The 23182-nt window shown below is 63.1% G+C and carries 26 protein-coding genes and 1 other RNA gene; 22 read left to right on the top strand and 5 right to left on the bottom strand.

Annotated features, from left to right (window positions below; translation table 11 throughout):
- Positions 1-41: 41 nt before the first annotated feature.
- From VII69_00810 to VII69_00790, 5 genes are read left to right on the top strand one after another with little or no spacing between them, the layout of a single operon-like run.
- Positions 42-962, top strand: coding sequence for a glycosyltransferase family A protein (locus VII69_00810; GenBank protein HEY5093636.1), 921 nt, complete (start codon positions 42-44; stop codon positions 960-962).
- Positions 959-1990 carry a glycosyltransferase family 9 protein gene (locus tag VII69_00805; protein HEY5093635.1) on the top strand — a complete coding sequence of 344 codons (1032 nt, stop codon included), beginning with the start codon at positions 959-961 and terminating at the stop codon, positions 1988-1990. The genes VII69_00810 and VII69_00805 overlap by 4 nt, the downstream gene beginning before the upstream one ends.
- 49 nt (positions 1991-2039) lie before the next feature.
- Positions 2040-2987, top strand: coding sequence for a glycosyltransferase (locus tag VII69_00800; GenBank protein ID HEY5093634.1), 948 nt, complete (start codon positions 2040-2042; stop codon positions 2985-2987).
- Positions 2984-4777: an aspartate--tRNA ligase gene (aspS, locus tag VII69_00795; GenBank protein HEY5093633.1), complete on the top strand. Its 1794-nt coding sequence runs from the start codon at positions 2984-2986 to the stop codon at positions 4775-4777. Before VII69_00800 ends, aspS begins: the two co-directional genes overlap by 4 nt.
- A 2-nt stretch (positions 4778-4779) precedes the next feature.
- The gene (locus VII69_00790) at positions 4780-5646 is read left to right on the top strand and encodes a halocarboxylic acid dehydrogenase DehI family protein (protein HEY5093632.1); all 867 of its coding nucleotides are present in this window, start codon (positions 4780-4782) and stop codon (positions 5644-5646) included.
- A 177-nt stretch (positions 5647-5823) separates the two neighbouring features.
- Here the strand turns inward: VII69_00790 and VII69_00785 are convergent, their stop codons facing one another.
- Genes VII69_00785 through VII69_00770 form a run of 4 tightly spaced genes read right to left on the bottom strand, consistent with a single transcriptional unit; the run spans position 5824 to position 10558 of the window.
- Positions 5824-6837: a peptidase C39 family protein gene (locus tag VII69_00785; protein ID HEY5093631.1), complete on the bottom strand. Its 1014-nt coding sequence runs from the start codon at positions 6835-6837 to the stop codon at positions 5824-5826.
- Positions 6834-8471, bottom strand: a complete 1638-nt coding sequence (locus tag VII69_00780) for a peptide ABC transporter substrate-binding protein (protein HEY5093630.1) — start codon at positions 8469-8471, stop codon at positions 6834-6836. The genes VII69_00785 and VII69_00780 overlap by 4 nt, the downstream gene beginning before the upstream one ends.
- Positions 8468-9535 carry a DUF1611 domain-containing protein gene (locus VII69_00775; protein ID HEY5093629.1) on the bottom strand — a complete coding sequence of 356 codons (1068 nt, stop codon included), beginning with the start codon at positions 9533-9535 and terminating at the stop codon, positions 8468-8470. Before VII69_00775 ends, VII69_00780 begins: the two co-directional genes overlap by 4 nt.
- 9 nt (positions 9536-9544) lie before the next feature.
- On the bottom strand, positions 9545-10558 hold the full coding sequence (locus tag VII69_00770; GenBank protein HEY5093628.1) for a dipeptide epimerase: 1014 nt from the start codon (positions 10556-10558) through the stop codon (positions 9545-9547).
- Between the two features lie 142 nt (positions 10559-10700).
- Between VII69_00770 and ssrS the strand changes: the two genes are divergently transcribed.
- Positions 10701-10885: non-coding RNA, 6S RNA (ssrS, locus tag VII69_00765), on the top strand.
- Positions 10886-11078: 193 nt separating this feature from the next.
- Here ssrS and VII69_00760 read toward each other — a convergent pair.
- On the bottom strand, positions 11079-11798 hold the full coding sequence (locus tag VII69_00760; GenBank protein HEY5093627.1) for a TIM barrel protein: 720 nt from the start codon (positions 11796-11798) through the stop codon (positions 11079-11081).
- Positions 11799-11881: 83 nt separating this feature from the next.
- Between VII69_00760 and VII69_00755 the strand changes: the two genes are divergently transcribed.
- From VII69_00755 to atpG, 16 genes are all read left to right on the top strand, one after another.
- Positions 11882-12376: a hypothetical protein gene (locus VII69_00755; GenBank protein HEY5093626.1), complete on the top strand. Its 495-nt coding sequence runs from the start codon at positions 11882-11884 to the stop codon at positions 12374-12376.
- Positions 12373-12858 (top strand): ribose 5-phosphate isomerase B, encoded by a 486-nt coding sequence (rpiB, locus tag VII69_00750; GenBank protein HEY5093625.1) that lies wholly within the window; start codon positions 12373-12375, stop codon positions 12856-12858. The genes VII69_00755 and rpiB overlap by 4 nt, the downstream gene beginning before the upstream one ends.
- The gene (gene glyA, locus VII69_00745; protein HEY5093624.1) at positions 12855-14108 is read left to right on the top strand and encodes a serine hydroxymethyltransferase; all 1254 of its coding nucleotides are present in this window, start codon (positions 12855-12857) and stop codon (positions 14106-14108) included. The genes rpiB and glyA overlap by 4 nt, the downstream gene beginning before the upstream one ends.
- Before the next feature lie 24 nt (positions 14109-14132).
- Positions 14133-14819 (top strand): uracil phosphoribosyltransferase, encoded by a 687-nt coding sequence (upp, locus tag VII69_00740; GenBank protein ID HEY5093623.1) that lies wholly within the window; start codon positions 14133-14135, stop codon positions 14817-14819.
- A complete protein-coding gene (locus VII69_00735; GenBank protein HEY5093622.1) occupies positions 14816-15259 on the top strand; it encodes a cytidine/deoxycytidylate deaminase family protein in 444 nt (147 codons plus the stop codon). Before upp ends, VII69_00735 begins: the two co-directional genes overlap by 4 nt.
- Complete coding sequence (locus VII69_00730) at positions 15256-16380, top strand: MraY family glycosyltransferase (protein HEY5093621.1); 1125 nt, start codon at positions 15256-15258, stop codon at positions 16378-16380. Before VII69_00735 ends, VII69_00730 begins: the two co-directional genes overlap by 4 nt.
- Positions 16377-17546 (top strand): UDP-N-acetylglucosamine 2-epimerase (non-hydrolyzing), encoded by a 1170-nt coding sequence (wecB, locus tag VII69_00725; protein HEY5093620.1) that lies wholly within the window; start codon positions 16377-16379, stop codon positions 17544-17546. Before VII69_00730 ends, wecB begins: the two co-directional genes overlap by 4 nt.
- The gene (locus tag VII69_00720; protein ID HEY5093619.1) at positions 17543-17743 is read left to right on the top strand and encodes a hypothetical protein; all 201 of its coding nucleotides are present in this window, start codon (positions 17543-17545) and stop codon (positions 17741-17743) included. Before wecB ends, VII69_00720 begins: the two co-directional genes overlap by 4 nt.
- Positions 17744-17807: 64 nt before the next feature.
- A complete protein-coding gene (locus VII69_00715) occupies positions 17808-18197 on the top strand; it encodes a hypothetical protein (GenBank protein HEY5093618.1) in 390 nt (129 codons plus the stop codon).
- A 9-nt stretch (positions 18198-18206) separates the two neighbouring features.
- Positions 18207-18935 (top strand): F0F1 ATP synthase subunit A, encoded by a 729-nt coding sequence (gene atpB / locus VII69_00710; GenBank protein ID HEY5093617.1) that lies wholly within the window; start codon positions 18207-18209, stop codon positions 18933-18935.
- A 12-nt stretch (positions 18936-18947) separates the two neighbouring features.
- Entirely contained in the window at positions 18948-19232 is a 285-nt protein-coding gene (gene atpE / locus VII69_00705) for an ATP synthase F0 subunit C (GenBank protein ID HEY5093616.1), read from the top strand.
- A gap of 14 nt (positions 19233-19246) precedes the next feature.
- A complete protein-coding gene (locus tag VII69_00700) occupies positions 19247-19681 on the top strand; it encodes an ATP synthase F0 subunit B (protein HEY5093615.1) in 435 nt (144 codons plus the stop codon).
- A 3-nt stretch (positions 19682-19684) separates the two neighbouring features.
- The gene (locus VII69_00695; protein ID HEY5093614.1) at positions 19685-20185 is read left to right on the top strand and encodes a hypothetical protein; all 501 of its coding nucleotides are present in this window, start codon (positions 19685-19687) and stop codon (positions 20183-20185) included.
- Positions 20175-20756, top strand: coding sequence for an ATP synthase F1 subunit delta (gene atpH / locus VII69_00690; protein HEY5093613.1), 582 nt, complete (start codon positions 20175-20177; stop codon positions 20754-20756). Before VII69_00695 ends, atpH begins: the two co-directional genes overlap by 11 nt.
- A 42-nt stretch (positions 20757-20798) precedes the next feature.
- A complete protein-coding gene (gene atpA / locus VII69_00685; protein ID HEY5093612.1) occupies positions 20799-22310 on the top strand; it encodes a F0F1 ATP synthase subunit alpha in 1512 nt (503 codons plus the stop codon).
- A 3-nt stretch (positions 22311-22313) separates the two neighbouring features.
- Positions 22314-23174 carry an ATP synthase F1 subunit gamma gene (gene atpG / locus VII69_00680; GenBank protein ID HEY5093611.1) on the top strand — a complete coding sequence of 287 codons (861 nt, stop codon included), beginning with the start codon at positions 22314-22316 and terminating at the stop codon, positions 23172-23174.
- Positions 23175-23182 lie beyond the last annotated feature (8 nt).

Genomic DNA, 23182 nt, shown 5'->3' with positions numbered 1-23182 from the left:
AAGGATATCCGTCGGGCGTTGAGAAGTCCGCCGCGACGAAATTGAAAAAAGCGGCTCCCCTCATCACCGTGCAGATCTGTACGTACAACCGCCGCGCGCTGCTCGGCCAGGTGATGGACGCGCTGTTCGCGCAAGACCTCGACCCCGCCAGTTATGAGATCGTGCTCGTCGACGATGGTTCGACCGACGGCACCTACGAGCACGTCATACGCGGCTTTCGGCCGCCGTGTGCCCTGCATGTCGTGCGTCAGAACAATGCCGGGCTCGCGCGCGGCCGCAACGTCGGCATCGCTCGTGCGCGCGGCGACGTGATCATGTTCATGGACGACGACGTGCTTGCGACGCCCGGGCTCTTGTCCGCGCACGTGCGCTTTCACAACGATCATCCGCGCGCGATCTGCCGCGGCGGCGTCATCAACGTCACCTCGTTCGACTCCCTGCCGCCCGCGCGCTATTCGTGGCGCAACTATTCCGGGGCGTATTTTTGGACGACGAACGTGTCGGCGCCGCTCGCGCTCGTGCGCGAAGCGGGCGGTTTCGACGAACGCTTCTCCGAGTACGGTTGGGAAGATCTCGAGCTTGGCTACCGCTTGCGGCGCATGGGAGTGCCTTCGATTCTGGCGCGCGACGCGCTCGTGTTCCACTTCAAACCGCCGGCGGCGCCGAAGGCATTCGCAGGCATGATCAAGCAGGCGCGCGCGCAAGCGCGCACCGCCGTGCAATTCGCGCGCAAGCATCCGCATTGGCGGGTACGGCTCGCCACGGGCCAGTCGGCGGCGAACGTTTGGTGGAGCGGCGTCGCCCGCTCGCTACGGTGGCCGCAAATGCTCGAACGCATCGCAGGCAAAAGCGCGAGCGGCGAAGCGGCCGAACCGGCGACAGCGCTGCAGCGTTGGGCAGCGTCACGGCTCGCGCGGGCTGCATATTACGACGAGCTCGCTCGAGCGGACCGGGCGCGGTGAGCTTCGCCGGCAAGCCGGCCGCGGCTTACCGAAAGATCCTGCTCGTGCGCACGGATCGGGTCGGCGATCTCGTGCTGACGACGCCGACCGTCGCGTCGTTCCGCCGTTCTTGGCCAAACGCGCGGATCGAAATAGTCGTCAACGATTACACCGAACCGGTGATGCGCCACAGCCCCGACGTGGATGCGGTGCACGTACTGGCCCGTGCCGTCGCGCCCGCGAAGGCGCGCGCGATCATGCGCACGCTCGGAGAAAATGCGGACATCGCGGTCGCGCTTGCTCCGCGCGCGCCGGATCACATGCTGACTTCGTGGACGTGCGCCCCGAAGCGCATAGGGTACGTCTATCGGCGCCGTTACATCTCGCGCGTCGCGGCGAACTTTCTCTTGACTTCGCACGCGTTGTCGGATGCGGATCCGGATCTTGCCGATCGTTACCCCGACCGTCCAGTCGCTCACGAAGTCCGGCAAGTGCAAGCGCTGGTCTCGCTCGCCGGCGGCACGGCGATTAACGATGAGTTGGTGCTCATCACCGGGCCCGAGGACCAAGCGTTCGCGCAGGCGCGCGTGCCGGCCGGAGCGGTCTGCGTCTGCCTTTCGCCTCGCTGGTTCGAACCGAACTTCGGATTGGCGGCTACCCGCACAGTCATCGAGCGGCTCGCCGCCGAGGCAAGTCCGGTTGTGATCACGTTTGGTGACGACGTCGCCGACCAAGCCCGTGTTCTGCAGTCGGCGGAAATGGGGTCCGCCGTGACCTGGGTGGGCGGCGTCACGGTGCTGCAATGGGCGGCATGCATCGCGCGATGTTCGGTCGTCGCGACCGTCGACACCGGCGCCACGCACGTCGCTGCAGCAATGAACGTGCCCGTCGTGGTCGCGTTCGAGCACCGTTATTATCGATTGAGTTCGCAAGAGTGGGCGCCGTGGCGGGTCCCGAGCGCCCTTTTGTGCAAGCCTCCAGATGGCGCAGACCCTGCGCCGCTCGTCGAGGACATCGTCAACGCGGTGCTTCGCCTTCGCGGCCGGTGACCGGCCGCCATCATCGCTCACCCATCCCTTCATAAAACCAAAACGCCGAATGGATATATCCGTCGTCATACCGACGTACAACCGCATCGATACGCTTGCCGAAGTGTTGCCGACGCTGCTCGCGCAGACGCTCGACGCTTCCGCGTACGAGATCATCGTCGCGGACTCCAAGAGCACCGACGGAACCGACGCGTATCTGCGCGACCTTTCAGCAGGCCTGGATGCCGGACGTGTCCGGCATCTGCCCGGTGCGTATTCCGGGCGAGCCGCGGCCCGCAACGCGGGCATCGCCGCGGCGAACGCGCCGGTAGTCATGTTCACCGACGCCGACATCCTCGCGTCCCCGCAACTGCTGGAGCGCCACCTCGCCGGCCATCGTGCGGCGAAGGGCAAACGCATCGCGGTGGTCGGCTGCGAGCTGCAAGTGCGTTCGCTCGCCGATTACCGTGCCCAGAGAGAGCGACCAGAAATACGCCGACCGCTGCATCCGCGGTCGCGCACGCGCCTCTCATGGCTTTATTTCTTGACGGGCAACGCTTCCGTCCGGCGCGACGACGTCGAAGCGGTCGGCAAGTTCGACGAATCGTTCACGGGTTACGGGCACGAAGATCTCGAGCTCGGCTACCGGTTGGAGAAAAGCGGGGTCGAATTGCGCTACGACCCTGACGCCGTCAACTATCATTGGCATCCCGTGCCGTTCGCCGAGCAGATCGGGAGAAGCGAACTCGCCGGCGTCTCAACGGTACGCTTCTACCGCAAACATCCGGAAATCACGGTGATGGCGAATCTCGGCATGACGCCCGTCTCGCTCGCGCTTCACTCGCTGCTCCGAGCGGTCGCGCCCGTCCGCAGGGCGATCGAACGTGCCGGTGCGTCCGAAGAGATTCCGCGCAAGAACTCGTGGCCGTACTTCGCGCGCCAGATCGCATACCAATATCACTATTTGACCGGCGTGAAACGCGCACTGCGCAACGCCGACGGAGCAACGAGATCTTGACCGACGACAGCGCTCTCCGCGCCCACTGCGGCGAGCTCACGGGACTTCAGGAAGGCCGCACCGCGGAGATCCGCGGGTGGGTCGCGCGCTCGCGCGACCATGGCGGACTCATCTTCATCGACGTGCGCGACCGTTTCGGGATCACGCAGACGGTCTTCGATCCGAGCGCGGCGGCTGCTGCCACAGCCACCGCCGCGACGTTGCGTGCCGAAGACGTGATCGCGGTGCGCGGCCTCGTCAGACGCCGTCCGCCCGGCACGGAAAACAAGAAACTGGCCACGGGCGAGATAGAAATCGCCGCAACGGACGTGGCAGTGCTCAACCGGTCGCTTACGCCACCGTTTCCGGTGCAGGGCGACGTCGACGTGGACGAGAGCTTGCGCATGAAATACCGCTACGTCGACCTGCGCCGCCCGCACATGCAGCGCAATATCGCGCTGCGCCACCGTGCGATCAAAGCGGTCCGCGATCATCTCGACGGACTCGGTTTTCTCGAGATCGAAACGCCGATGCTCATCAAGCAGACGCCCGAAGGCGCGCGCGATTTCCTCGTGCCGAGCCGGCTGCATCCGGGCGAGTTCTACGCACTGCCGCAATCGCCGCAATTGTTCAAACAGCTGCTGATGGTCGGCGGATTTCACCGTTACTTTCAAATCGCCCGTTGCTTTCGCGACGAGGACTCGCGAGCCGACCGCCAGCCTGAATTCACGCAGATCGACTTGGAGATGACGTTTCCGACGCAAGAAGATGTCATCACCGTCGTCGAAGGCATGCTGCGCGCCATGTTCGAGAAATCGATCGACGTGCCCGTCGCGCTTCCGTTCCCGCGTTTTTCACACGCGGAGGCGATGGCGCGCTACGGAAGCGACAAACCGGACATTCGATTTGGTATGGAGCTCGAGGATTTCGGCGCTGCGTTTGCCGGCACCGAATTCAAGGTATTCGCCTCGGCGCTGGCGGCCGGCAATTCCATCGTCGGATTCGTGGACGAGGGCGGCGCAACGCGTTCTCGCCGTGAGTTCGATGCGCTCGTCACGGAAGCGCAAGCGCTTGGGTGCAAGGGATTGGCATGGATCGCCCTTGCAGACGACGGCGTGAAGTCGTCGCTGCCGAAGGTCGCGCTCACCGAAACGGCGCTGGAAGCCGTCCGGCGCGCCGGCGGTGCGAAGAACGGTGACGCGGTGTTGCTGGTCGCCGACGAGCCCGACACGGCGCGATCGCTCGCGGGGAAACTGCGGCTACATGTCGGTGAAGGAAAAGGCTTGCGAGATCCGCATCGCTTCGAGTTCTGCTGGGTCCTCGACTTCCCGTTGTTCGAGAAAGATGCGGACACCGGCGCGATCACGTCGACACATCATCCGTTCACGGCGCCCGCGCTAGGAAGCGAAGACCTCAGCGGGGATCCGCTCTCGATTCGCGCGCAGCACTACGACATCGTGCTCAACGGTACGGAGCTTGGCAGCGGATCGCTGCGCATCCACGACCCCGTACTGCAGAAGAAGATATTTGCGATGCTCGGCTATACCGACGAAGAAGTGAAGCAGCGCTTCGGATTCTTGCTCGAAGCGTTCGCCTACGGCGCGCCGCCCCACGGGGGCATCGCGCTCGGCGTGGACCGCATCATCCAAATCATGGTCGGGGCGGATTCCATCCGCGAAGTCATAGCGTTTCCGAAGAATCAGCGCTTCCAGGATCTGATGGTCGAAGCGCCGGCCCCCGTACCGGCGGCGCTCTTACGCGAACTTCATCTCAAGACCGACGTGCCGGCCCGCGCGCAGGCGCCGGCTTGAGCGTGCTCGTGCGGTTCGTCCGCGAGAACGAAGTCGACGATGAGCGCGTGCGCGAGGCTTTTCGCAATGTGAAGGCATCGCTGCGCATGCCGATCGTGAACGGGATATTCCAAGCGTATGCCACGTCACCGAAATTCTTGGACGTCGTCTGGCGCCGCCTCCGGCCGAGCCTTCTCGCGGCGTCATTCGTCGAACGCGCGCGGCGGATCGCCGCGCTGGCCGAAAGCGGCATCGCGACCTGGCCGGTGGCCGACCATGCAGCGCTGTTGCACGCACGCAATCTCAGCGAAGGCGACCTTCGCAGGATGCGCGACATCGCCGATCTGTTCCGTCAAGTCAATCCCAAGTTGTTGATCGTCGCTCTCGCCGTCGACGGCGCATTGGCGGGTGAAACCGTCGGCGGCGTCGGCAGTCCTGGTCCCCGGCATCCGGGCGATTCAGACGACATCGGCTACGACTATCGGACGCTCGCGATGCCGGCCGTAGAGGAGGGTGAAGCTCCGCTGCGCGTCCGAACTATTTTCGAAGATCTGAAGGCGGTGACCGGAGCGCCGTTCGTCAGCGGCGATTACCGGACGATGGCCACGTCACCCGACTGGTTGGAAGTTTGGTGGCGCGATTGCAAACCCGCGATTTCCGATCCGCGCTATGCGGCGCTTTGCCGGGCGATCTACGACGAGGCCATGTCCGCCGCGAACGAGCTCCCCTACCGGCTCACGCTCAGTCAATCGCTCTTGACCGGGAACGATGTCGATGCCACCGAGCGCGCGCGCATCGCGGCTGTCAATAGAATCTTCTGCGATATGCTGCCCGGGCTTATCGTGAACACGGCGCTCGCGCGCAAAGGCCTCGGCCCCCAACCGGTCTGACCTTTGGAGGGCATCCGTACTGGGGCATCCGTACTAGGGCAAGCATCGCTTGCCCAAAAAATGGGTGAGCGTTGCTCACCCTCCTACAATAATAGAATGGGCAAGCGGGGCCGACCATAAAAGTCGGCCCCTACAACTAGATGGGCAAGCGCTGCTTGCCCTAGTACAGTTGCCCTGCTACAAGACGTCTGCCGGACCGATGAGATAGACCGCGCCGTGCGAGCCGTCTTGCCACACGCGCTCGAATTGCGCGCGTTTGTAGATCCTCCGAATGGATCCCGGTTCGCCGTACGGATCGTTGACGATGACATCGCCGTCCGCGGTGAAGCCGCGCACCACGAGCAGATGGCCGTCGGTGCTCGGATATGGCGAGCCGTCGAGCTCGCCCGGTTTCACCTTGATGCTCGCGATGACCGGCAGGCCCGCGGACACGAACGTTTCCATCGCCGCAAGCGAAGGCAGGCGCGCGACCCATCCCTCTAGGCCATGCCGCGAAGCATACGCGATGTTGAACGGCCAGTTGCCGCAGCCCTGATACGCCGGATCGTAGGTTCCCGCCGCAGCGTCGGCGACGCTGACATCCCACGCCGGATGACCTTTTGCGGCGGCCCAGTACGCCATGACCATGGAAACGCTCGTCGGACTGCACCACGAATCCCCGCCGCCGCCGAACTTGCCGCCTTGCGCACCGATGCGCTGCGTGCGTTCGGGTACCGCGATGTCCGTGCCCCATGCCGCAGATCTCACGGCCGACAGCGGCGCGAATGCGCGATCGGGTTCGCGATCGACCGTCACTGCGAGAAGCGAGATCGAGGGAGCCGCGCCGTTCGCACCCGCATGAACGCGAGCGCGCAACTGGATCGCGTCGGCGGTATGAGCGAGCACGAGCGTGTCGGTGTCGACCCGGCCGTCAACGTCGTGCTGACCGTTCAACGACGTGCGATGATCGCCGGCGAGGCCTTCGCTCCAGTGGCCCATCTCGTACCACGACGTCCAGCGATCGCCAACGCGCGCGCGCAACGCCACGTCGATCCACGAACCGCCGGGCGCCAGCGCATTCCACGACGCGATCGCCGAGCTGAATCCGGCGGGCACGGCGTGGACTTGGGATTCGTATTCGTGCGCGATCGGCTGCGGAAAACGTAGCACCCAGACCGCAGCGGACGCCGCGATCACCGCAGCGGTGTTCATATCCGCCACTCCCACGAGTTCCAATAGTCGGTGATGACCGGCGCAGGTTTGAAGTTCTTTAGATCCGAGTTATATCCGATCACGTTGTAATCCCAGTAGATCATGATTTCGGGAGCGTCGTCGAGCAAGATCTTCCAAGCCGCCTCGTAGTCCGCACGCCGCCGCGCATGATCGTAGTTCACTTGCGCGTCCTTCAGATAGGCGTCGACTTTCCGGTTGCAATAGAAAAGCGTGTTCGCGCCGTGATGCGGCATGTAATCGCAACCCCAACTGCCGAGATTGTCGGGGTCGGTGCCTTCCGTGTTCACGATCCACGCCATGTCGTATCGTCCGCCGTAGATCGGGCCGTCCGGCGCGAAGAGCACCGCACCTGCGTAATTCTTCGCGGTCAGTTCGATGCCGACGGATTTCAAGTCGCCGGCGATGAGCTGTTCCGCGTCTTCGTTGAGCAGATTGCTCGATGCCGTCGAGATGGTCAGCGAGAGCCGCTGGCCGTTCTTGACGCGGATCCCATCGGCGCCCGCGTGCCAGCCGTCGTCGTCGAGAATGCGGTCGGCGGCCGCGGGATCGTAAGGAACCGGTGCGAGCAAGTTCGTCGCCCAAGAAAATGGCGGGATGTCCGTGACTGCCCGAACCCCAAGACCGCCGTAGACCGTGCGGATGATCTTGTCGACGTCGATCGCGCGCGCGATCGCGCGCCGCACGGCGACATCGCGCAGGATGGGCCGCGAGCAGTTGAAGTCCAGATGGCGATAGTTCGCCTGAAGCGTGTTGCTCTGGCGGACTCCGGGGATTGTGGCGAGTTCGGGCACGAGCGATTTGGGTACGCCGTCGACCATGTCGACTTCGTGCGATTTCAATTCTTGGAACAGCGAGCTGGAGTTAGGAATGATCTTGATATCGATCGTGTGAATAGGCGGTCGCCCTCGCCAATAACGGGGATTTGCGGCGAAGAAGAGATCTGATCCGTGGAGCCATTGCTGGAGCACGAACGGTCCGTCGCCGACCGGGTCGGCGTCATAGCCGATACCGCTGAGCGACGTGTACTTGTCCAAGAGATGCTCGGGAAGCGGCATGAACGTGCCTTCGGAGAATAGATAGACCGCGCTTGCTAGCGGCGTGCGGAGCACGAAGGTGACTTGATGCGGGCTGTCTTTCACGATCCGTTCGATTTGATCGTAACCTTGGGTATAGACGACCGGGTTGTTCTTATCGACGATCGCATGCCATGTGAAAATGACATCGTCGGCAGTGACCGGCGCGCCGTCCGACCACACCACGCCCGGCCGCAGTTTGAACGTGATGCGCTTGCCGTCCGCGCTGATCAAGCCGTTCTTCTGCGTCGGAAAAACGGTGACCAGGGCCGGCACCGGATTCTCGTGGTCGTCGAACCGGAAAAAAGGTTCGAAGAGCAATGCGGTGACGTCATCGGCCGATTCTTGGTTTGAGAACATGCGGATCAGCGAATTCGGCTCTTCGGCCTCGGTCAGACGCAACGTGCCGTGAACCGTCCACGGATTTGCGCCGTTTGCCTGCGGACCAAGCGCCGTGCTCGTCTTCGAGCACGACGCCACAAACAACATTGCGAATACGGCGGCCGCGGCGACGATAAACCGGCCGACAAACCTCGTCATGCGGGTTGCCTCTTGTCGGTGAGTTCAGCGGCGTGCGCGACCGCGGTCCACAATTTGGCCGCGCCGAAGCGGACGACGTCGTCGGTGGACAGTCCGGTCTCCGCTTCCGCAGTCGCGATCGCGGCGCGCGCGCGGACGTCGTCGAAGCCTGCGGTGTTCAGTGCAAGGGCCACGCAACGAGCCGGCTTGATGTGGGCGACGACGCGCTCGTGATCGCGTGCGAGCGAGCGCAGGTCCGGAATGGGAACATCGAAATCCTCGACGGTCTTCTGTCCGGCGCGGTGGCAGAGCACGAACATGTCCGGCGCACAGCCGAGGATCAAACCGAGCGTGACCGGAGCGTATGCCGGATGTAGAATGCTTCCTTGACCTTCCACGAGCGTCACATCGGTGTCGGGTGGCACGTCGAGCACGAGCTGCTCGGCGGCGCCTGTGACGAAGTCCGAGATGACGCGGTCGACCGCGATGCCTTTGCCCGCGATCATGATTCCGGTCTGGCCCGTGGCCACGAACTGCGGCCGGCCACCGGCGGCACGTCCGGCCTCGGCAAGCTCGAGCATGACGGTCATCTTGCCGATCGCGCAGTCGCTGCCGACCGCTAGCGCCACCACTTGCGGCACGCGATACGCCGCGCCTGAAAAAAGCGGAATGCCGTCGGGCGGACGGCGCACGTCCCACAACTTCGCGCCGCTCGACCGGGCGCGTGCACAAAATTCGTCGTCCTCGTTGAGGAATTCGTGCAAGCCGCTGACGATTTCGAGGCCGGCATCGATCGCATCCAAAACGCGCGGTCGAAACGCGGGCGGCAAGAAACCGCCGGCGTTGGCGACGCCGACGAGCAGCGAGGTGGGCTGAAACTTGAGCGCATCGGCGACGGTTGCCACGATCGGCGCATCGCAGCGCAGATGCGGATGGAGGTCCGACACCAGCTTGCCCACCGCAGTCGAATCGACCACCGCCACCACAGCGTCGCCGCCGTAGCGCATGACGCCGAACGCGGTTTTGGCGTGTCGGTCGGCGATGAATCCTTCGGTGAGGACGACGTATCGCCGGCGCTCATCCATAGCGCGGTGTTACGCCGCGTTCCGCGGCCGCACCCCTAGGCCGGGTGCGCTCGGTAGACGCAACTGCGCGCCGTCGTATTCCGCGCCGGTGTACGGATCGTCGGTCACGAGTAACGGGCCGTCGACGTCCGCGTAATCCACAAGGGGCGTCAGGTGCGCCGCCGCGGTGCAAAGCACCGAAGACTCGATCATGCAGCCGAGCATGACCTTCATCCGCATGGCGCGAGCTGCGTGGATCATCGCGACCGCTTCGCGGATTCCGCCGCACTTCACCAATTTGATGTTGATGCCGTCGACGCACCCGTTCAACGTCGCGAGGTCTTCGAGCGTCCGGCAATCCTCGTCAGCCATGATAGGGACCGGCGAGTTCTCGCGCACGTAGCGCAGTCCCGCCGGGTTTCCCGCCGCAATGGGCTGCTCGCAGAATTCGAGGCCGAACGATACGAGATCGCGCAGATGATCGACCGCTTCTTCCGGCGTCCAGGCTTCGTTCGCATCCACCCGGATGATGCCTCGATACACCGAACGCAGCGCTTGAAGGATCACTCGCTCGTTGCCGGCGCCCAATTTCACCTTGAGGATGGGCAAGTGTGCGGCTTCCCGCGTTTTGCTGACCATTTTGTCCACGTCGTCTATGCCGATTGTGAACGATGTCTGCTTGGCCTTCGCTGGATCCAAGCCGAGGAGCTGATAGACGGGGATGTTCAGGCGCTTGCCGGCCCAGTCGTGGAGCGCAAGGTCCAGCGCGCACATCGCGCCGCGCTGGTCGCGCGGAATGCGGGCGAGCATCTCATCGATGTGCCACAGGTTCGAGCCACGAAAATCCAGCACGCCGAGCTGACGTTCGACCAAATCCACGCTCTCGCTGTAACGCGCGATGGGCGCCGACTCGCCGACCGCGTCGATGCCGTCGGCCTTGAGGTGTAGCAGAAGGGTCTGCGCGATGTCTTCCGAGGAGCGGGCGATAGTGAACGTGTGGCGCAGGTGAAGAGTGAGCGTCTCGTAACGCAGCTGCGGGTTCATGCGGCAGAGTTAGCGGCCGGCGCGGCAATCTCTCTTTGAAACCTGGGAAAGTGTAGGTCCCCAAGACCACCCGATTGTAAAAAGTCAAGTCTTGTTTTCGTTCGCGCGGCATGTTAGGGTGGAGGCCACAGCGCGACGAGCGCGCTCCCTGCGGTGTACGTCAGCCTGTCTCGTGTTTGAACCACAAACAACACGAGAGGGAGCCGAACTCCGTGCGCTTTTGAGCAAGCCCTCCTCGAAGAGGGAAGCCTTCCGGCGCTCGGGTCAGCACCCACCTGCTATAAGCGGGTTCGAATCTCCGGCAGGCAACGGCTCAATGGGGAGCTAGTTATATGAAGGGCAAGCAACGCTTGCCCTTCGTATGTTAACGCGCCGTAGGAGGGCAAGCATCGCTTGCCCTGTCGTTCCGTACGAGGGTGAGCAACGCTCACCCATTTTTTTGGGGCAAGCGATGCTTGCCCTAGTACGCGCGTAAGAAAAATAGGGCAAGCGATGCTTGCCCTCCTACAAATGAGATTGTCTACAGACGCATCGATTTGATGATCGCGGGGACGGCTTCGGCTTCGTCGCGCTCGCCGGCAAAACAGAGCGAAACAAAACCGCGATAGCCGGCATTGCCGAGCGCCGCGATCTCGGATGGGTCGCCGGTCTCGGTGGTGGCGATCACCGTCTCGTCCATCAGTTCTCGCCATTCGCCGGATGCATCGGCGCGCAGATCCGCTGCGCGCATCGCCAAGCGCAGCCACGCCGAATCGCATTCTTTGAGCGCACGCCGAACGTCGGCAGGCGTGATGACGAGCGAGCCGCTCGCGCCGGCTTGAAGTGCGAGCGTGACATTGCGCCGCTTCGCTTCGGCGCACACGTGCTTGAGGGCGCGCACGAACTCGCGCCATCCGATCCCGGGCGCACCGCTCGCGCCGCCGCATTCAAATCGCAAGAGCGGCGCGCCGAGGGCGAGGGCGCGATCGATCCACGGCACAAAAGATTCGATTGCCGCCTCAACATCGTCGCCGCCGAGGCTAGCGATCGCGGTCGCGCCAGCGACGGTCAGACACCGGTCGGCGCAGAGCTTTTTCAATTGCGCCAAATAGTCGTCGTCGGTGCGCGGGAAGAAGCCCGCGTCGAACTCGATGCCGTCGACCGCCAGATCGCGCGCGCAGCGATCGATCCACTCGAGCTGCGTGAGTTCTCTCGATTCGATCGCGCGCCGATACGACGCGGTGCTGCAGCACAATCTCATGCCGTCGCGTTCTGCGAGCTGCGCGCGTTCTCCTAACCGCTTTCGTAGGTCCGTTCGCCCGCCGCTTCGAACTCCACTCGCGCATGGCAAACACGATACCGCACGTTCTCTTCGTGTGCAGCGGCAACATCTGTCGGAGCCCGCTCGCCGAAGTGATGGCCCACGCTGCGTTGGAGGCAGCCGGTATTGAAGCGGTCGTGCAGAGCTGCGGCACATCGGCGCTGACGGGTCACCGTGCTGAAGACCGCGCGCGCGATGTCGCGACAGACCTTGGGCTGCTGCTCGATGCGCATCGCGCCCAGCCGCTCACGCGCGAACTCGTCGACAGAGCGCAACTCGTCGTCTGCGTCACCGACAGACACCGCGACCACGTGCGGCAATTCTTCCCGGGCGAGCGCGCGAAGATCGTCAGCTACGACGAGCTCACGGGACTCGGCGACATTCCCGATCCGTACGGCGGCGACGAAGCCGATTATCGTGCGCTGCGCGAGCAGTTGGAGAGCGGGATGCCGAAGATCGTGGAGCGCATAAAGGTCGGCCGCAGTGCGGCGGGCGAACCTAAGATGCCATTACAATGACCACGAAGAAATTTCGCATCGCCGTCGGCGCCGATCACGCCGGATTCGTGTACAAAGCAAAAGTCGCAGAGCGGCTGCGCGAACTCGGTCACGAAGTCGTGGATTTCGGCACGTACTCCACCGACCCGGTCGACTACCCTCTGATCGCGTTCAAGGTCGGCGAGGCCGTTGGCAGCGGGGAATTCGAACGCGGCGTGCTCGTCTGCGGGTCGAGCATCGGCATCGCGATCGCCGCCAATAAGGTGAAGGGAGTCCGCGCCGCGCCAGTCGCCGAGCCATATTCAGCGCGCTTATCCCGCCAACACAATCATGCGAACATCATCTGCTTCGCCGAGCGCCTCGTGGGCTGGGAAATGGTGCAAGAATGTCTCGACGTGTGGCTGACCACCGAAGGTGAGATCGGCCGGCACGAACGCCGCGTCAAGGAGATCGACGAGTATCCGGCTGTCGGAGCACCGAGCGGTGCGGGGAACAACGCGTGAACGCGCGCGTGCTCGATCAGGCGGCTCTGGCGCAAGCCGATCCCGAAGTCTACAGCGCGATACTCAAAGAAGAAGAGCGGCAGCGCAAAAACCTTGAGTTGATCGCGTCGGAGAATTATGTGAGTGCGGCCGTGCGCGAAGCGGCGTCATGCGTCATGACGAATAAATACGCCGAAGGGTATCCCGGTAAGCGCTATTACGGCGGGTGCGAGTTCGTCGACATCGCCGAAACGCTCGCGCTTGACCGGCTGAAACAGTTGTTCGGCGTGGAGTACGCAAACGTGCAGCCGCACTCCGGCGCACAGGCGAACATGGCCGTCTACTTCTCCGTGCTCAAGCCCGGCGACACCATCATGGGCACGGCGCTCGATCACGGCGGCCACCTCACCCACGGAAGCAAAGTGAATTTCAGCGGGAAGCTGTACAACGTCGTGCCCTATATGGTGGACGCGAAAACCGAGCAGTTCGATTACGATGCGATCCGCGCACTTGCGCGCGAGCACAAGCCGAAGATGATCGTGACCGGATGGAGCGCATACTCGCGCAGGGTCGATTGGAAGACGTTCGCCGACATAGCCCATGAGAACGGTGCGCTGCTCTTCGCCGACATCGCCCACGTCGCGGGGCTCGTCTGCACCGGGTATTACCCGTCGCCGGTGGGTCACGCGGACTTCGTCACGACCACAACGCACAAGACGCTGCGCGGTCCTCGCGGCGGCGCGGTGATGTGCAATGGCGAACTCGGCAAGGGCATCTCAAAGACCACCTTCCCCGGCATTCAGGGCGGCCCGCTCATGCACATCATCGCCGCGAAGGCCGTCGCGTTCCGCGAAGCGCTGCTGCCGTCGTTCAAGGATTACGCGCGCCAAGTCGTCGCAAACGCCCGCGCGCTCGCCGAGTCGCTTTCGGCCGGCGGCGTCCGCATCGTCACCGGCGGCACCGATAGTCACCTCATGCTGCTCGACGTCTCGTCGCGCGGCCTCACCGGCAAAGACGTCGAGATCTATCTCGACGAGATCGGCATCACCGTCAACAAGAACACGATACCTTTCGACAAGAATCCACCCATGGTCGCGAGCGGTGTGCGAGTGGGCACGCCGGCCGTCACCACGCGCGGCATGAAAGAGCCCGAGATGCGGGAGATCGCCGCGTTGATGATCGCCGCGATGGACGACGTCGGCAAGCGCGCGCGCATCGTCCAACTTCGCGACAAGGTGCACGAACTCACGGCGCAGTTCGGCGTGCCGTAGCCGCGCGCATCTGTGGGGCACCCGATGGAGACGCGCGACTTCCCGAATCTCACCATCTTGCAGCATCCGCTCGTGCACGACAAGCTCGGCCGTCTGCGTGACGCCGCCACGTCCAACAAAGAATTCCGCGAGTTGTGCCTTGAGCTCGGCATGTTGCTGGCGTGGCCCGCTACGGCCGATCTCGAGACGGCAGAGACGCAAGTGGCTTCGCCGGTCGGTTGGGCAAGCGCGCAGACGTTGGTCCGCGTGCCGTTGCTCGTCCCCATCTTGCGCGCAGGACTGGGCCTCGTACCCGGCTTCCACGCGCTGATGCCGCAGGCGCACGTCGCGCACGTGGGCATGTATCGCGATCCGGACACGCTGCAAGCCATGCCCTACTACGTGAATCTGCCGGAGGATCTCATCGGTAGGCGCGCGTTCGTTCTCGATCCGATGCTTGCCACCGGCGCGTCGGCGGTGGCCGCCGTGGATCTCTTGCTCAGACGCGGAGCGCTGGTCTCCGACCTGCGCTTCATCACGCTCATCGCGGCGCCTGAAGGATGCGCCGCGCTGTTCGCGGCCCATCCCGGCATCAAAGTGTACACGTGCGCGCTCGACAAGCATCTGAACGACCACGGCTACATCGTGCCCGGACTCGGCGACGCCGGCGACCGCTTGTTCGGACGCGGTGCGGGCAGGGTGCCTGAGACGCACGGATTCCGGCCGGTATGAAAGAACCCGCTTCGAGACCACCTTGGGACGCGTACTTCATGGCCATCGCGCGCGCCGTCGCGACCCGCGCCACCTGTTCGCGCCGCGCGGTCGGCGCGGTGATCGTCAAAGACAAGCGCATTCTCACGACCGGCTATAACGGCGCGCCGGTCGGCTTGCGGCACTGCGACCACTCAGATGGCGGCGACATGCTGCACGGCCACTGCGCGCGGTCCACGCATGCCGAGCAGAACGCGATCGTGCAAGCATCTCGATACGGCGTGCCTATCGCGGGCAGCGCGCTCTACTGCACGGCTCACGCGTGTCTCACGTGCGCGAAGCTGCTCATCAACGCAGGCATCACCCGAGTCGTATATGAGGACGCGTATCCGGACGACCTCGCCAACGACTTGTTCCTGGAAGCCGGAACGCTGATCGAACGCTTCGAGGGCGGCGCGTGAACTCGCAGACGTTGGCCGCAGCACCAAAGCTCGCGCCGCTCGCCGTCAAAGCCGTGCACCACGCCGTCGCTACCCCTCATCCCGCCCCGGGCCTGCAGGCGCTCCCGGGCGACGTGAACATCATCTGGCTATGCGTCATCACCTTCGTGCTTGCGGCCATCGCCTGCGCTTGCGTCACGCCGCTCGTTCGCCGCATGGCGTTCAAAGTGGGCGTATTCGATCAACCGGGCGACGACCGCCGCGTCCACACGCAGCCCACGCCTCGCCTCGGCGGCATCGCGATCTATCTCGGCTTCATGCTGGCCCTGTTCACCATGTTGAACTTCGCTCTCACGCACTCATTCGTCATCCAGCACTACCTCGACACGCCCGATCTCGCGCATCTCATCGGCCTTCTCTTCGGCGGCACGTTGATGATGGGCGTGGGGCTGTGGGATGATGTGATGACGATGCGGCCGCGCGACAAGTTCCTGGCGCAGTTCGTCGTCTCGCTCGTCGCCGTGGTCATGTACGGCTTCACCATACAGCAGATGAGGCTTCCGCATTTCGGCTTCGTCGATCTGGGCTGGTTCGCCGTGCCGTTCTCGATCTTCTGGTACATGGGCATGGTGAACGCGATCAACTTCTTGGATGGACTCGACGGGCTCGTCACGGGCGTCACGATCATCGCCGCGATGACCATGATCGTCGTGTCGGTATGGAAGGGGCAGTACCTCGTCGCCATCACCATGGCCGCGCTCGCCGGTTCGGCTGCCGGGTTCTTGCCTTTCAACTACAATCCGGCGCGCATCTTCATGGGCGACGGTGGCTCGCTCTTCATCGGCTTCGTGCTCGCAAGCGCGGCCCTCGAAGGCAAGGCAAAAGGCGCGATCGCGATCTCGCTCGTCGTGCCGTTCCTCATCATCCTCGCGTTTCCGATCCTCGACACCGCGCACGTCATCATGCGCCGCTTGCGTTCGGGTGCGCCTCTCTTCGCGGCCGATCGCAGCCACACGCATCACCGCCTGCTCGACCTCGGCCTTTCGCAGCGCGCGGCCGTCAACTTGATCTACGCGGTGTGCGGCGTTCTTTGCGCGCTCGTGCTCGTGCTCGCCCGGCCCGGCGGACCGCACCTGTTTTGAGCCGTCCGCTCAACGTCGCGATCGTGTTCGGCACGCGTCCGGATGCCGTCAAAATGGCGCCAGTGGTGCATCAAATGGCCAGCGATGCTGCGATCAACTGCATCACCATCGTCACCGCGCAGCACCGCGAGATGCTCGACGAAGTGCTCGGGCTCTTCGAAATCAAGCCGGCATACGACCTCAAAGTGATGACGGAAGAGCAGACTCTCACCGACGTCACCACGCGCGTGCTCGAACGGATGAGCAGCGTGCTCGAAGACTGCAAGCCCGACGTCATGCTGGTGCACGGAGATACGACCACCTCCACCGCGAGCGCGCTCGCCGCATACTATAAGAAGATTCCCGTCGGCCACGTCGAGGCCGGGCTTCGCACCGACACGATCTACGAACCGTTTCCCGAAGAGATGAACCGGCGGATGACCGGCGTCATCGCGACCCATCACTTCGCGCCGACGCCGACGGCAAAAGCCAACTTGCTTGCCGAAGGGAAGAAGCCCGAATCGATCGTGGTGACGGGCAACACGGTCATCGACGCGTTTTTATGGGTGAACGCGCGCCTGCAGCCTGGCGATGCACCCGACGTGACCACGGCGCGTATGTTGTTCGTCGAAGCGCACCGGCGCGAGAATCTCGGTGAGCCGATGGCGCAGATCTGCCGGGCGTTGAAAACGGTGGTCGACTCGCATCCGGATCTCTCGATCGTGTGGCCGGTGCATCCGAATCCGGCGGTCGTCGAAGTCGTGCGGCGCGTGTTGGACGGCGTGCCGCGCGTGCGGCTGGTGCAGCCGATGTCGTACCGTCATCTCGTCGCCGCGATCGGCCGCGCCACGTTGATCGCCACCGATTCCGGCGGATTGCAGGAAGAGGGTCCGTGCCTCGGGCGGCCCGTGCTCGTGCTGCGCCGCGTCACGGAAAGACCCGAGGGCATCATCGCCGGCACCTTGCGGCTCGTCGGCACCGATGAAGACGCGGTGACGCGCAATCTCAACGAATTGTTAGACGACCGCGCAGCCTACGATCGCATGGCAAAGGCCAGCAATCCGTACGGCGACGGCAAAGCCGCCGGCCGCATCGCGCAAGCGCTGCTCGCACATTATCGCGGCGGCCCCGCGCCGGCGGAGTTCGATCCCACATTGCCGCCGACGCTGCCGCAGGCCAACATGTGAAGCAACCATCGCCGGTCACGCTTGCGAATCTTGCCGGCGCAGGGACCATCGTGATCGGATCGCTGGTGATGGGATTGGTGATCGGCCTGGCAGCCGCACGATTCTTGCATTGGGACTGGGCGGTTCCAGCCGGCATCATCGTCGGCTTCGGTGCGGGAATCGCGCTGCTGTTTCGCCGGCTTTCCGCATACATGTGAGTCCTCGAACGAGCGTTCGAGAAGAAAAGGGCGCTCGTTTCGGCTGCCGAACATCAGCCCTTCTATGGAATACTTCCGCCCTATACAGGCAGCGGTGGCATCGCGCAGTCTGGTGGTGGCGTTTGCCGTAGCCGCGATTCTCTCGCTGCTCTGGCACCAATACCTGCCCGCGGCGGCTTTGGTCGCCGGTTGCCTCATCGGCTTGGCATCCCTTTTCCACATCGCTGGAAGTTTTGACCGCCTGATGAAGGCCGGCAAAGGGTACGTGCCGTTTTTGTCGATCGAAGGCGTCTTGCGCGTGTTGCTTGCCGGCGCCGCACCATTTATCATCGTCGGCCGTGGACCATGGCTTGGATACTTCACATACCTTGCCGGATTTGTCGCACCGTTGGCAGTAGCAATTCTGGTGTATCGTCAACAAATAGTGCACGGCCGCGACGATGCGGCTGCCTAAAGGGTAGCGATGCACGAAACCATCGGCGACCATCCGCTCTGGCATATTTCTTTTATGCCGGCGCCTTTCAACACGGTGCATGCCGACACCGTGGTCATCACGTGGATATGCATGGCGATCGTGTTGATCGCCGTCGGCATCCTCGCGCGCGCGCATCCCGTCACGAAGCTTTCGAAACGCTACACGTTCATGGAGTTGATCGTGACGGCGATCAGCGGTCAGGTCGACACGATCCTCGGCAAGAACGGCGTGCCGTTCGTGCCGCTGCTCATCTCGCTGTTTCTGTTCATCTTCGTGCTCAATGAGATCGGGCTGTTCCCATTCGTCGGCAAGTCTCCGACGGCCGACATCAACACCACTGCCGCGCTCGCGCTCTTCGCCATCCTGCTCGTGCAGGGAGTGGGCGTCGTCCGCAAAGGTCTGGGATACTTCGGCCACCTCGTCGTGCGGCCGCTTGGACTCGGGATCCCGCTGTTGCCCATCATGATCATCGACGAGCTCGCTCGTCCCGTCACGCTTGCCATGCGATTGTTCGGCAATATCTTTGCCGGTGAGATCCTACTCGTCGTGATCGCCGCCGTCATCGGCGCGCACCTCGGCATCATTTCTGTACTTGCTAACGCCGGACCCATCCTCATCTATCCGTTCAACATGTTTGTGGGGGCAATCCAGGCCTTGGTCTTCACGCTGTTGACGATCGCCTACCTCATCACTCCGACATCCGACGAACCGCACTAAAGGGAGCACCTCATGGAAAATGCCATTCTCGTCGCGTCCGTCATCATCGCGTTTGCGCTGATGGTCGGGTTCGCCGCCTTCGGATCAGCCATCGGCGACGGCATCATCGGCAGCAAGGCGGTCGAATCGATCGCACGGCAGCCGGAAGCCAGGCCGAACATCTTTTTCTTCTACTTCCTGGGCTTCGGCATTCTGGAAGCCTTCCCGATCATCGCGATCGCGCTCGCCTTCTTCCTCCTGATCGGCGGCGGCGGGCTGGGCGTGATGGCCCTGCTCAAGCCGGTCCTCGGGAAGTAGGAAGACCTCGACGCATGCTGCTTTCGATCGACGGCACCTTCCTCGCCCAAATGCTGAACTTCGTGGTGTTCTGGCTTTTGTTGAACTTCGTGTTCATAGCGCCCACGCGGCGCGCCATCGAAGAACGCATGCGTCTGATCGACGAGCAGCATCGCGAAGCGCAAACGCTGCGCGCGCGGGCTGCGGCGCTGAAAGCGGAAGCCGACACTCTCTTCGATGCGTCGCGCCGTCGCACGGATGAGATCATGCGCGAAGCAGCCGCCCGCGCGGCCGAGCAAGTCCATGAAATCGAGCGCAAATCCAACGACGATGCGGCGGCAAGCGTGACGCTTGCCCATGCCACGGTCGCGTTGGAGAGGGCGCAGGCGGTTGAAAAACAGGGGATGCTCGTCGACGACCTAGCGCGCGCGATGGTCAAGCGCGCGGTCGGTCTGGAGGGCGCGGCGTAGGTCGTGAATCTATCAGACGTCGTCGATCCCGTATTCATCGCAAAGGTCATCGACTTTGTGATTTTCGTCGTGGCCCTGGTCTGGATTTGGAATCGCTACGGATCGCCGATGTTGGTCGCGCAGCAAGAAGCGCAAAACAAGGTGGTCGAAGATGCCGCGTCCTACCGCGACCAATCCGCAAAAGTGTTAGAAGAAGCACAGCGAGCGTTGGACAGCGCCAAAGTCGATTCAGTGCGCATGGTCGAACTAGGCGCGGCGCATGCGGCGCGGCTCATCACCGAAGAACGGGCGGCGGCGAAAGAGCACGGCACACGGACCATCGCACACGCTCAGGGCGAACTGGAGCGAGAGCGGTACCGGGTACGGCGCGAACTGCTCGAGGAGACGGTCAACAAGGCGCACGCGGAAGCCAGAGTTCTTGTCGAGCGCGAGTTGAGTCCCGCCCAACAGCAAGGCTTGATCGGACATCTCGTCGCCGGGTTGGAGCGAACCAGTGGCGATTGAAACGCTGGCGAGACGCTATTCCGCCGCACTGTTCGCCGTGGCCCAAGACGCGAATGCCGTGGAGACCGTGGTGCGCGAAGTCGACGCGTTCGTCGCCGCGCTCGCATCCGATCCCGCGCTGCAAGAGTTTTTCGGTTCGCCTGTCATCGATCGCGCGCACAAGACGCAAATACTGCAGGCATCGCTCCATGGGAAGATCGGCGAAATCGTCGAGCACTTCCTGATCTTGCTCGTGCGAAAGCGCAGGGAAAAACTTCTCGGAACCATCGCTCGCCAGATGCACGAGCTGCTCGATGCCTCGGCTGGAATTTCGGTAGCCAAGATCGCGACGCCGACGGCGCTTGAGCCGGCCGAACTTGCCGATTTGGCTCGACGCCTCTCGCACATGTACAAACGGACGATCGTGCCGGAAGCAAAGGTCGAGCCCGAATTGCTCGGCGGGATCATCATGCAGGTGGGAGATCGATATGTCGACGGAAGCGTCTCGGGCAAGCTCGAGGAGATCCGCCGCCACTTGATCGCCGGCATCGACGCGCCGGATGCGGCGTCGGCCAACGGTAAGACAACTTAAAAAGCGTAATATGAGTCCGCAGGTCCGGAAAAGGAAACAACGATGATCAACGCCGACGAAATCGCCGGAATACTCAAACAGCAGATCCTCAGCGCGCACACGCAAGTGCGCGAGGACGAGGTGGGCACCGTCATCGAGGTGGGCGACAGCGTCGCTCGCGTCTACGGCCTTTCGGCCGTGCAGATGAACGAGCTCGTGCAATTTCCCAACGGTCTGTTCGGCATCGCATTCAACCTCGAAGAGGACAACGTCGGCGTCGTGGTCATGGGACCCGATGGCGACATCAAAGAGGGCGCCACGGTTCGCCGCACCGGCCGGATCATCTCCGTGCCCGTTGGAGACGGCGTCATCGGACGGGTGGTGAACCCGCTCGGTCAGCCGCTCGACGACAAGGGTCCCGTGAAGACCACGCGCACGCGGCCCATCGAAACGCAGGCGCCCGGAGTGGTGGAACGGCAGCCCGTTCACGAGCCCATGCAAACGGGGATCAAAGCCATCGACGGCCTCGTGCCCATCGGACGAGGGCAGCGCGAACTCATCATCGGCGACCGGCAAACGGGTAAGACGGCGCTGGCCATCGATGCGATCATCAATCAAAAGGGCAAGGACGTCATCTGCATCTACGTCGCGATCGGGCAGAAAACCTCAACGGTCGCACAGCTCTACAAGATCTTCACCGATGCGGGCGCGATGGACTACACAACGATCGTCGCCGCCAACGCAGCCGACCCGGCGAGTCTGCGCTACATCGCGCCATACGCTGGCTGCGCGATGGCCCAAGAGCTCATGTACGCCGGAAAACACGTGCTCGTCATCTACGACGATCTGTCAAAGCACGCGCAGGCGTATCGCGAGATCTCGCTCGTCCTTCGCAGACCGCCCGGCCGCGAAGCGTATCCCGGCGATATCTTCTACCTCCATTCGCGTCTTCTCGAGCGCGCCGCCAAGCTCAACGACGAACTCGGCGCGGGCTCGATGACGGCGCTGCCCGTCATCGAAACGCAGCAAGGCGACGTATCCGCGTACATCCCCACCAATCTGATCTCGATCACCGACGGACAGATATATCTGGAGACGGGTCTCTTCTTCAACGGCATCCGGCCCGCCATCGATGTCGGTCTTTCTGTTTCTCGTGTAGGCGGCAACGCTCAAACCAAGGCCATGAAGGCTGTCGCGGGCCAGCTCCGCCTCGAGCTTTCGCAGTACCGCGATCTCGCGGCGTTTTCGAAGTTGGCATCCGATCTCGACCGTGCCACGCAAGCGCAGTTGTCGCGCGGTGAGAAGATCACGGAGACGTTGAAGCAACCGCAGTTCGAGCCGCTGGATCTCGACAAGCAAGTCATCCAGATCTACGTGGCCGTGAACGATCTCCTCGCCGACGTGCCCACGGCCTCCATCAACGAGTTCCACAAACAGTTCTACGAGTTCTTGAAAGTGGCCGCGCCCGATGTGCCTGCATCGATCGCCGATTCCAAGGCTCTCTCCGATGACGTCAAGTCGAAGCTGAACTCGGCGGTCGTCGAATTCAAGAAGCGCTTCGTCAAGGCGGCGTGACGAATGCCCACCCTACGGCAACTTCGCGACCGCGTCAAATCGCTGAAAAACACGCAGCAGATCACGCGCGCCATGAAGATGGTGGCCGGCGCACGGATCCGCCGCGCGGAGCTTGCCATGCGGGCGGCTAGGCCGTACGCGATCGGCATCGGCGAGATGTTGGGGGAACTGGGGCAAGCCGGCGGGAGCGATCACCCGCTGCTGCGCAAACGCGAAGTGAAAACTCGTGGTGTCCTCTTGATGACCGCCGACAAAGGTTTGTGCGGCGCGTTCAACTCCAACCTCGTCCGCGCGGGTCTGCTCGCTGCGCAAGAAGGCGGCCAACCGGCCGTGCTCTACCTTGTGGGAACCAAAGGCCGCGTGCAGCTTCGAAAATCGCCGCATCGAATCGCCGAGTTTTGGCCGCTGACCACCGATTCGTTCGCCCGATCGGCCGCGGAGATCGCCCCAAAAGTCACCGCCGATTTCCTTGACGGCACGATCGACGAACTGACGCTCGTCTCCAGCAGATTCGTGTCGACGATCGTGCAAAAGCCCACGGCTTCACAACTTTTGCCGGTCTTCACGGGCACAGCAAAGGCTGAACGAAGCGCGGTCAATCAGAACTCGTTCGAATTTGAGCCCGATGCGCAAGGCGTGTTGGCTGCTTTGCTGCCGAAGTACGTCGAGTTCACGATTTTCCAGGCGTTGCTCGAATCGCAAGCGTCGGAATTCGCGGCTCGCCTCATCGCGATGAGCAACGCGACCGACAACGCCGGCAAACTCATCGACGAAATCACCCTGCTCATGAACAAGACGCGGCAAGCAGCCATCACAAAGGAGATCCTTGAGATCGTCGGCGGCGCCGAGGCTTTAAAAGGATAATTCAATTT

This window comes from Candidatus Eremiobacteraceae bacterium (genome assembly GCA_036511855.1).
Classification (GTDB): Bacteria; Vulcanimicrobiota; Vulcanimicrobiia; order Eremiobacterales; family Eremiobacteraceae; genus JABCYQ01.
This window is presented reverse-complemented; position numbering and strand designations above follow the sequence as displayed.

Excerpts from the sequence above, each read along its gene's own strand:
- atpG (HEY5093611.1), top strand. The coding sequence starts at position 22,314 with ATGCCCACCCTACGGCAACTTCGCGACCGCGTCAAATCGCTGAAAAAC.
- VII69_00735 (HEY5093622.1), top strand. The coding sequence starts at position 14,816 with ATGAAAGAACCCGCTTCGAGACCACCTTGGGACGCGTACTTCATGGCC.
- VII69_00800 (HEY5093634.1), top strand. The coding sequence starts at position 2,040 with ATGGATATATCCGTCGTCATACCGACGTACAACCGCATCGATACGCTT.
- atpB (HEY5093617.1), top strand. The coding sequence starts at position 18,207 with ATGCACGAAACCATCGGCGACCATCCGCTCTGGCATATTTCTTTTATG.
- VII69_00715 (HEY5093618.1), top strand. The coding sequence starts at position 17,808 with ATGGAATACTTCCGCCCTATACAGGCAGCGGTGGCATCGCGCAGTCTG.
- VII69_00760 (HEY5093627.1), bottom strand. The coding sequence starts at position 11,798 with ATGAGATTGTGCTGCAGCACCGCGTCGTATCGGCGCGCGATCGAATCG.
- upp (HEY5093623.1), top strand. The coding sequence starts at position 14,133 with ATGGAGACGCGCGACTTCCCGAATCTCACCATCTTGCAGCATCCGCTC.
- VII69_00775 (HEY5093629.1), bottom strand. The coding sequence starts at position 9,535 with ATGGATGAGCGCCGGCGATACGTCGTCCTCACCGAAGGATTCATCGCC.
- atpE (HEY5093616.1), top strand. The coding sequence starts at position 18,948 with ATGGAAAATGCCATTCTCGTCGCGTCCGTCATCATCGCGTTTGCGCTG.
- VII69_00755 (HEY5093626.1), top strand. The coding sequence starts at position 11,882 with ATGGCAAACACGATACCGCACGTTCTCTTCGTGTGCAGCGGCAACATC.
- VII69_00785 (HEY5093631.1), bottom strand. The coding sequence starts at position 6,837 with ATGAACACCGCTGCGGTGATCGCGGCGTCCGCTGCGGTCTGGGTGCTA.
- VII69_00700 (HEY5093615.1), top strand. The coding sequence starts at position 19,247 with ATGCTGCTTTCGATCGACGGCACCTTCCTCGCCCAAATGCTGAACTTC.
- rpiB (HEY5093625.1), top strand. The coding sequence starts at position 12,373 with ATGACCACGAAGAAATTTCGCATCGCCGTCGGCGCCGATCACGCCGGA.
- VII69_00770 (HEY5093628.1), bottom strand. The coding sequence starts at position 10,558 with ATGAACCCGCAGCTGCGTTACGAGACGCTCACTCTTCACCTGCGCCAC.
- atpA (HEY5093612.1), top strand. The coding sequence starts at position 20,799 with ATGATCAACGCCGACGAAATCGCCGGAATACTCAAACAGCAGATCCTC.
- VII69_00780 (HEY5093630.1), bottom strand. The coding sequence starts at position 8,471 with ATGACGAGGTTTGTCGGCCGGTTTATCGTCGCCGCGGCCGCCGTATTC.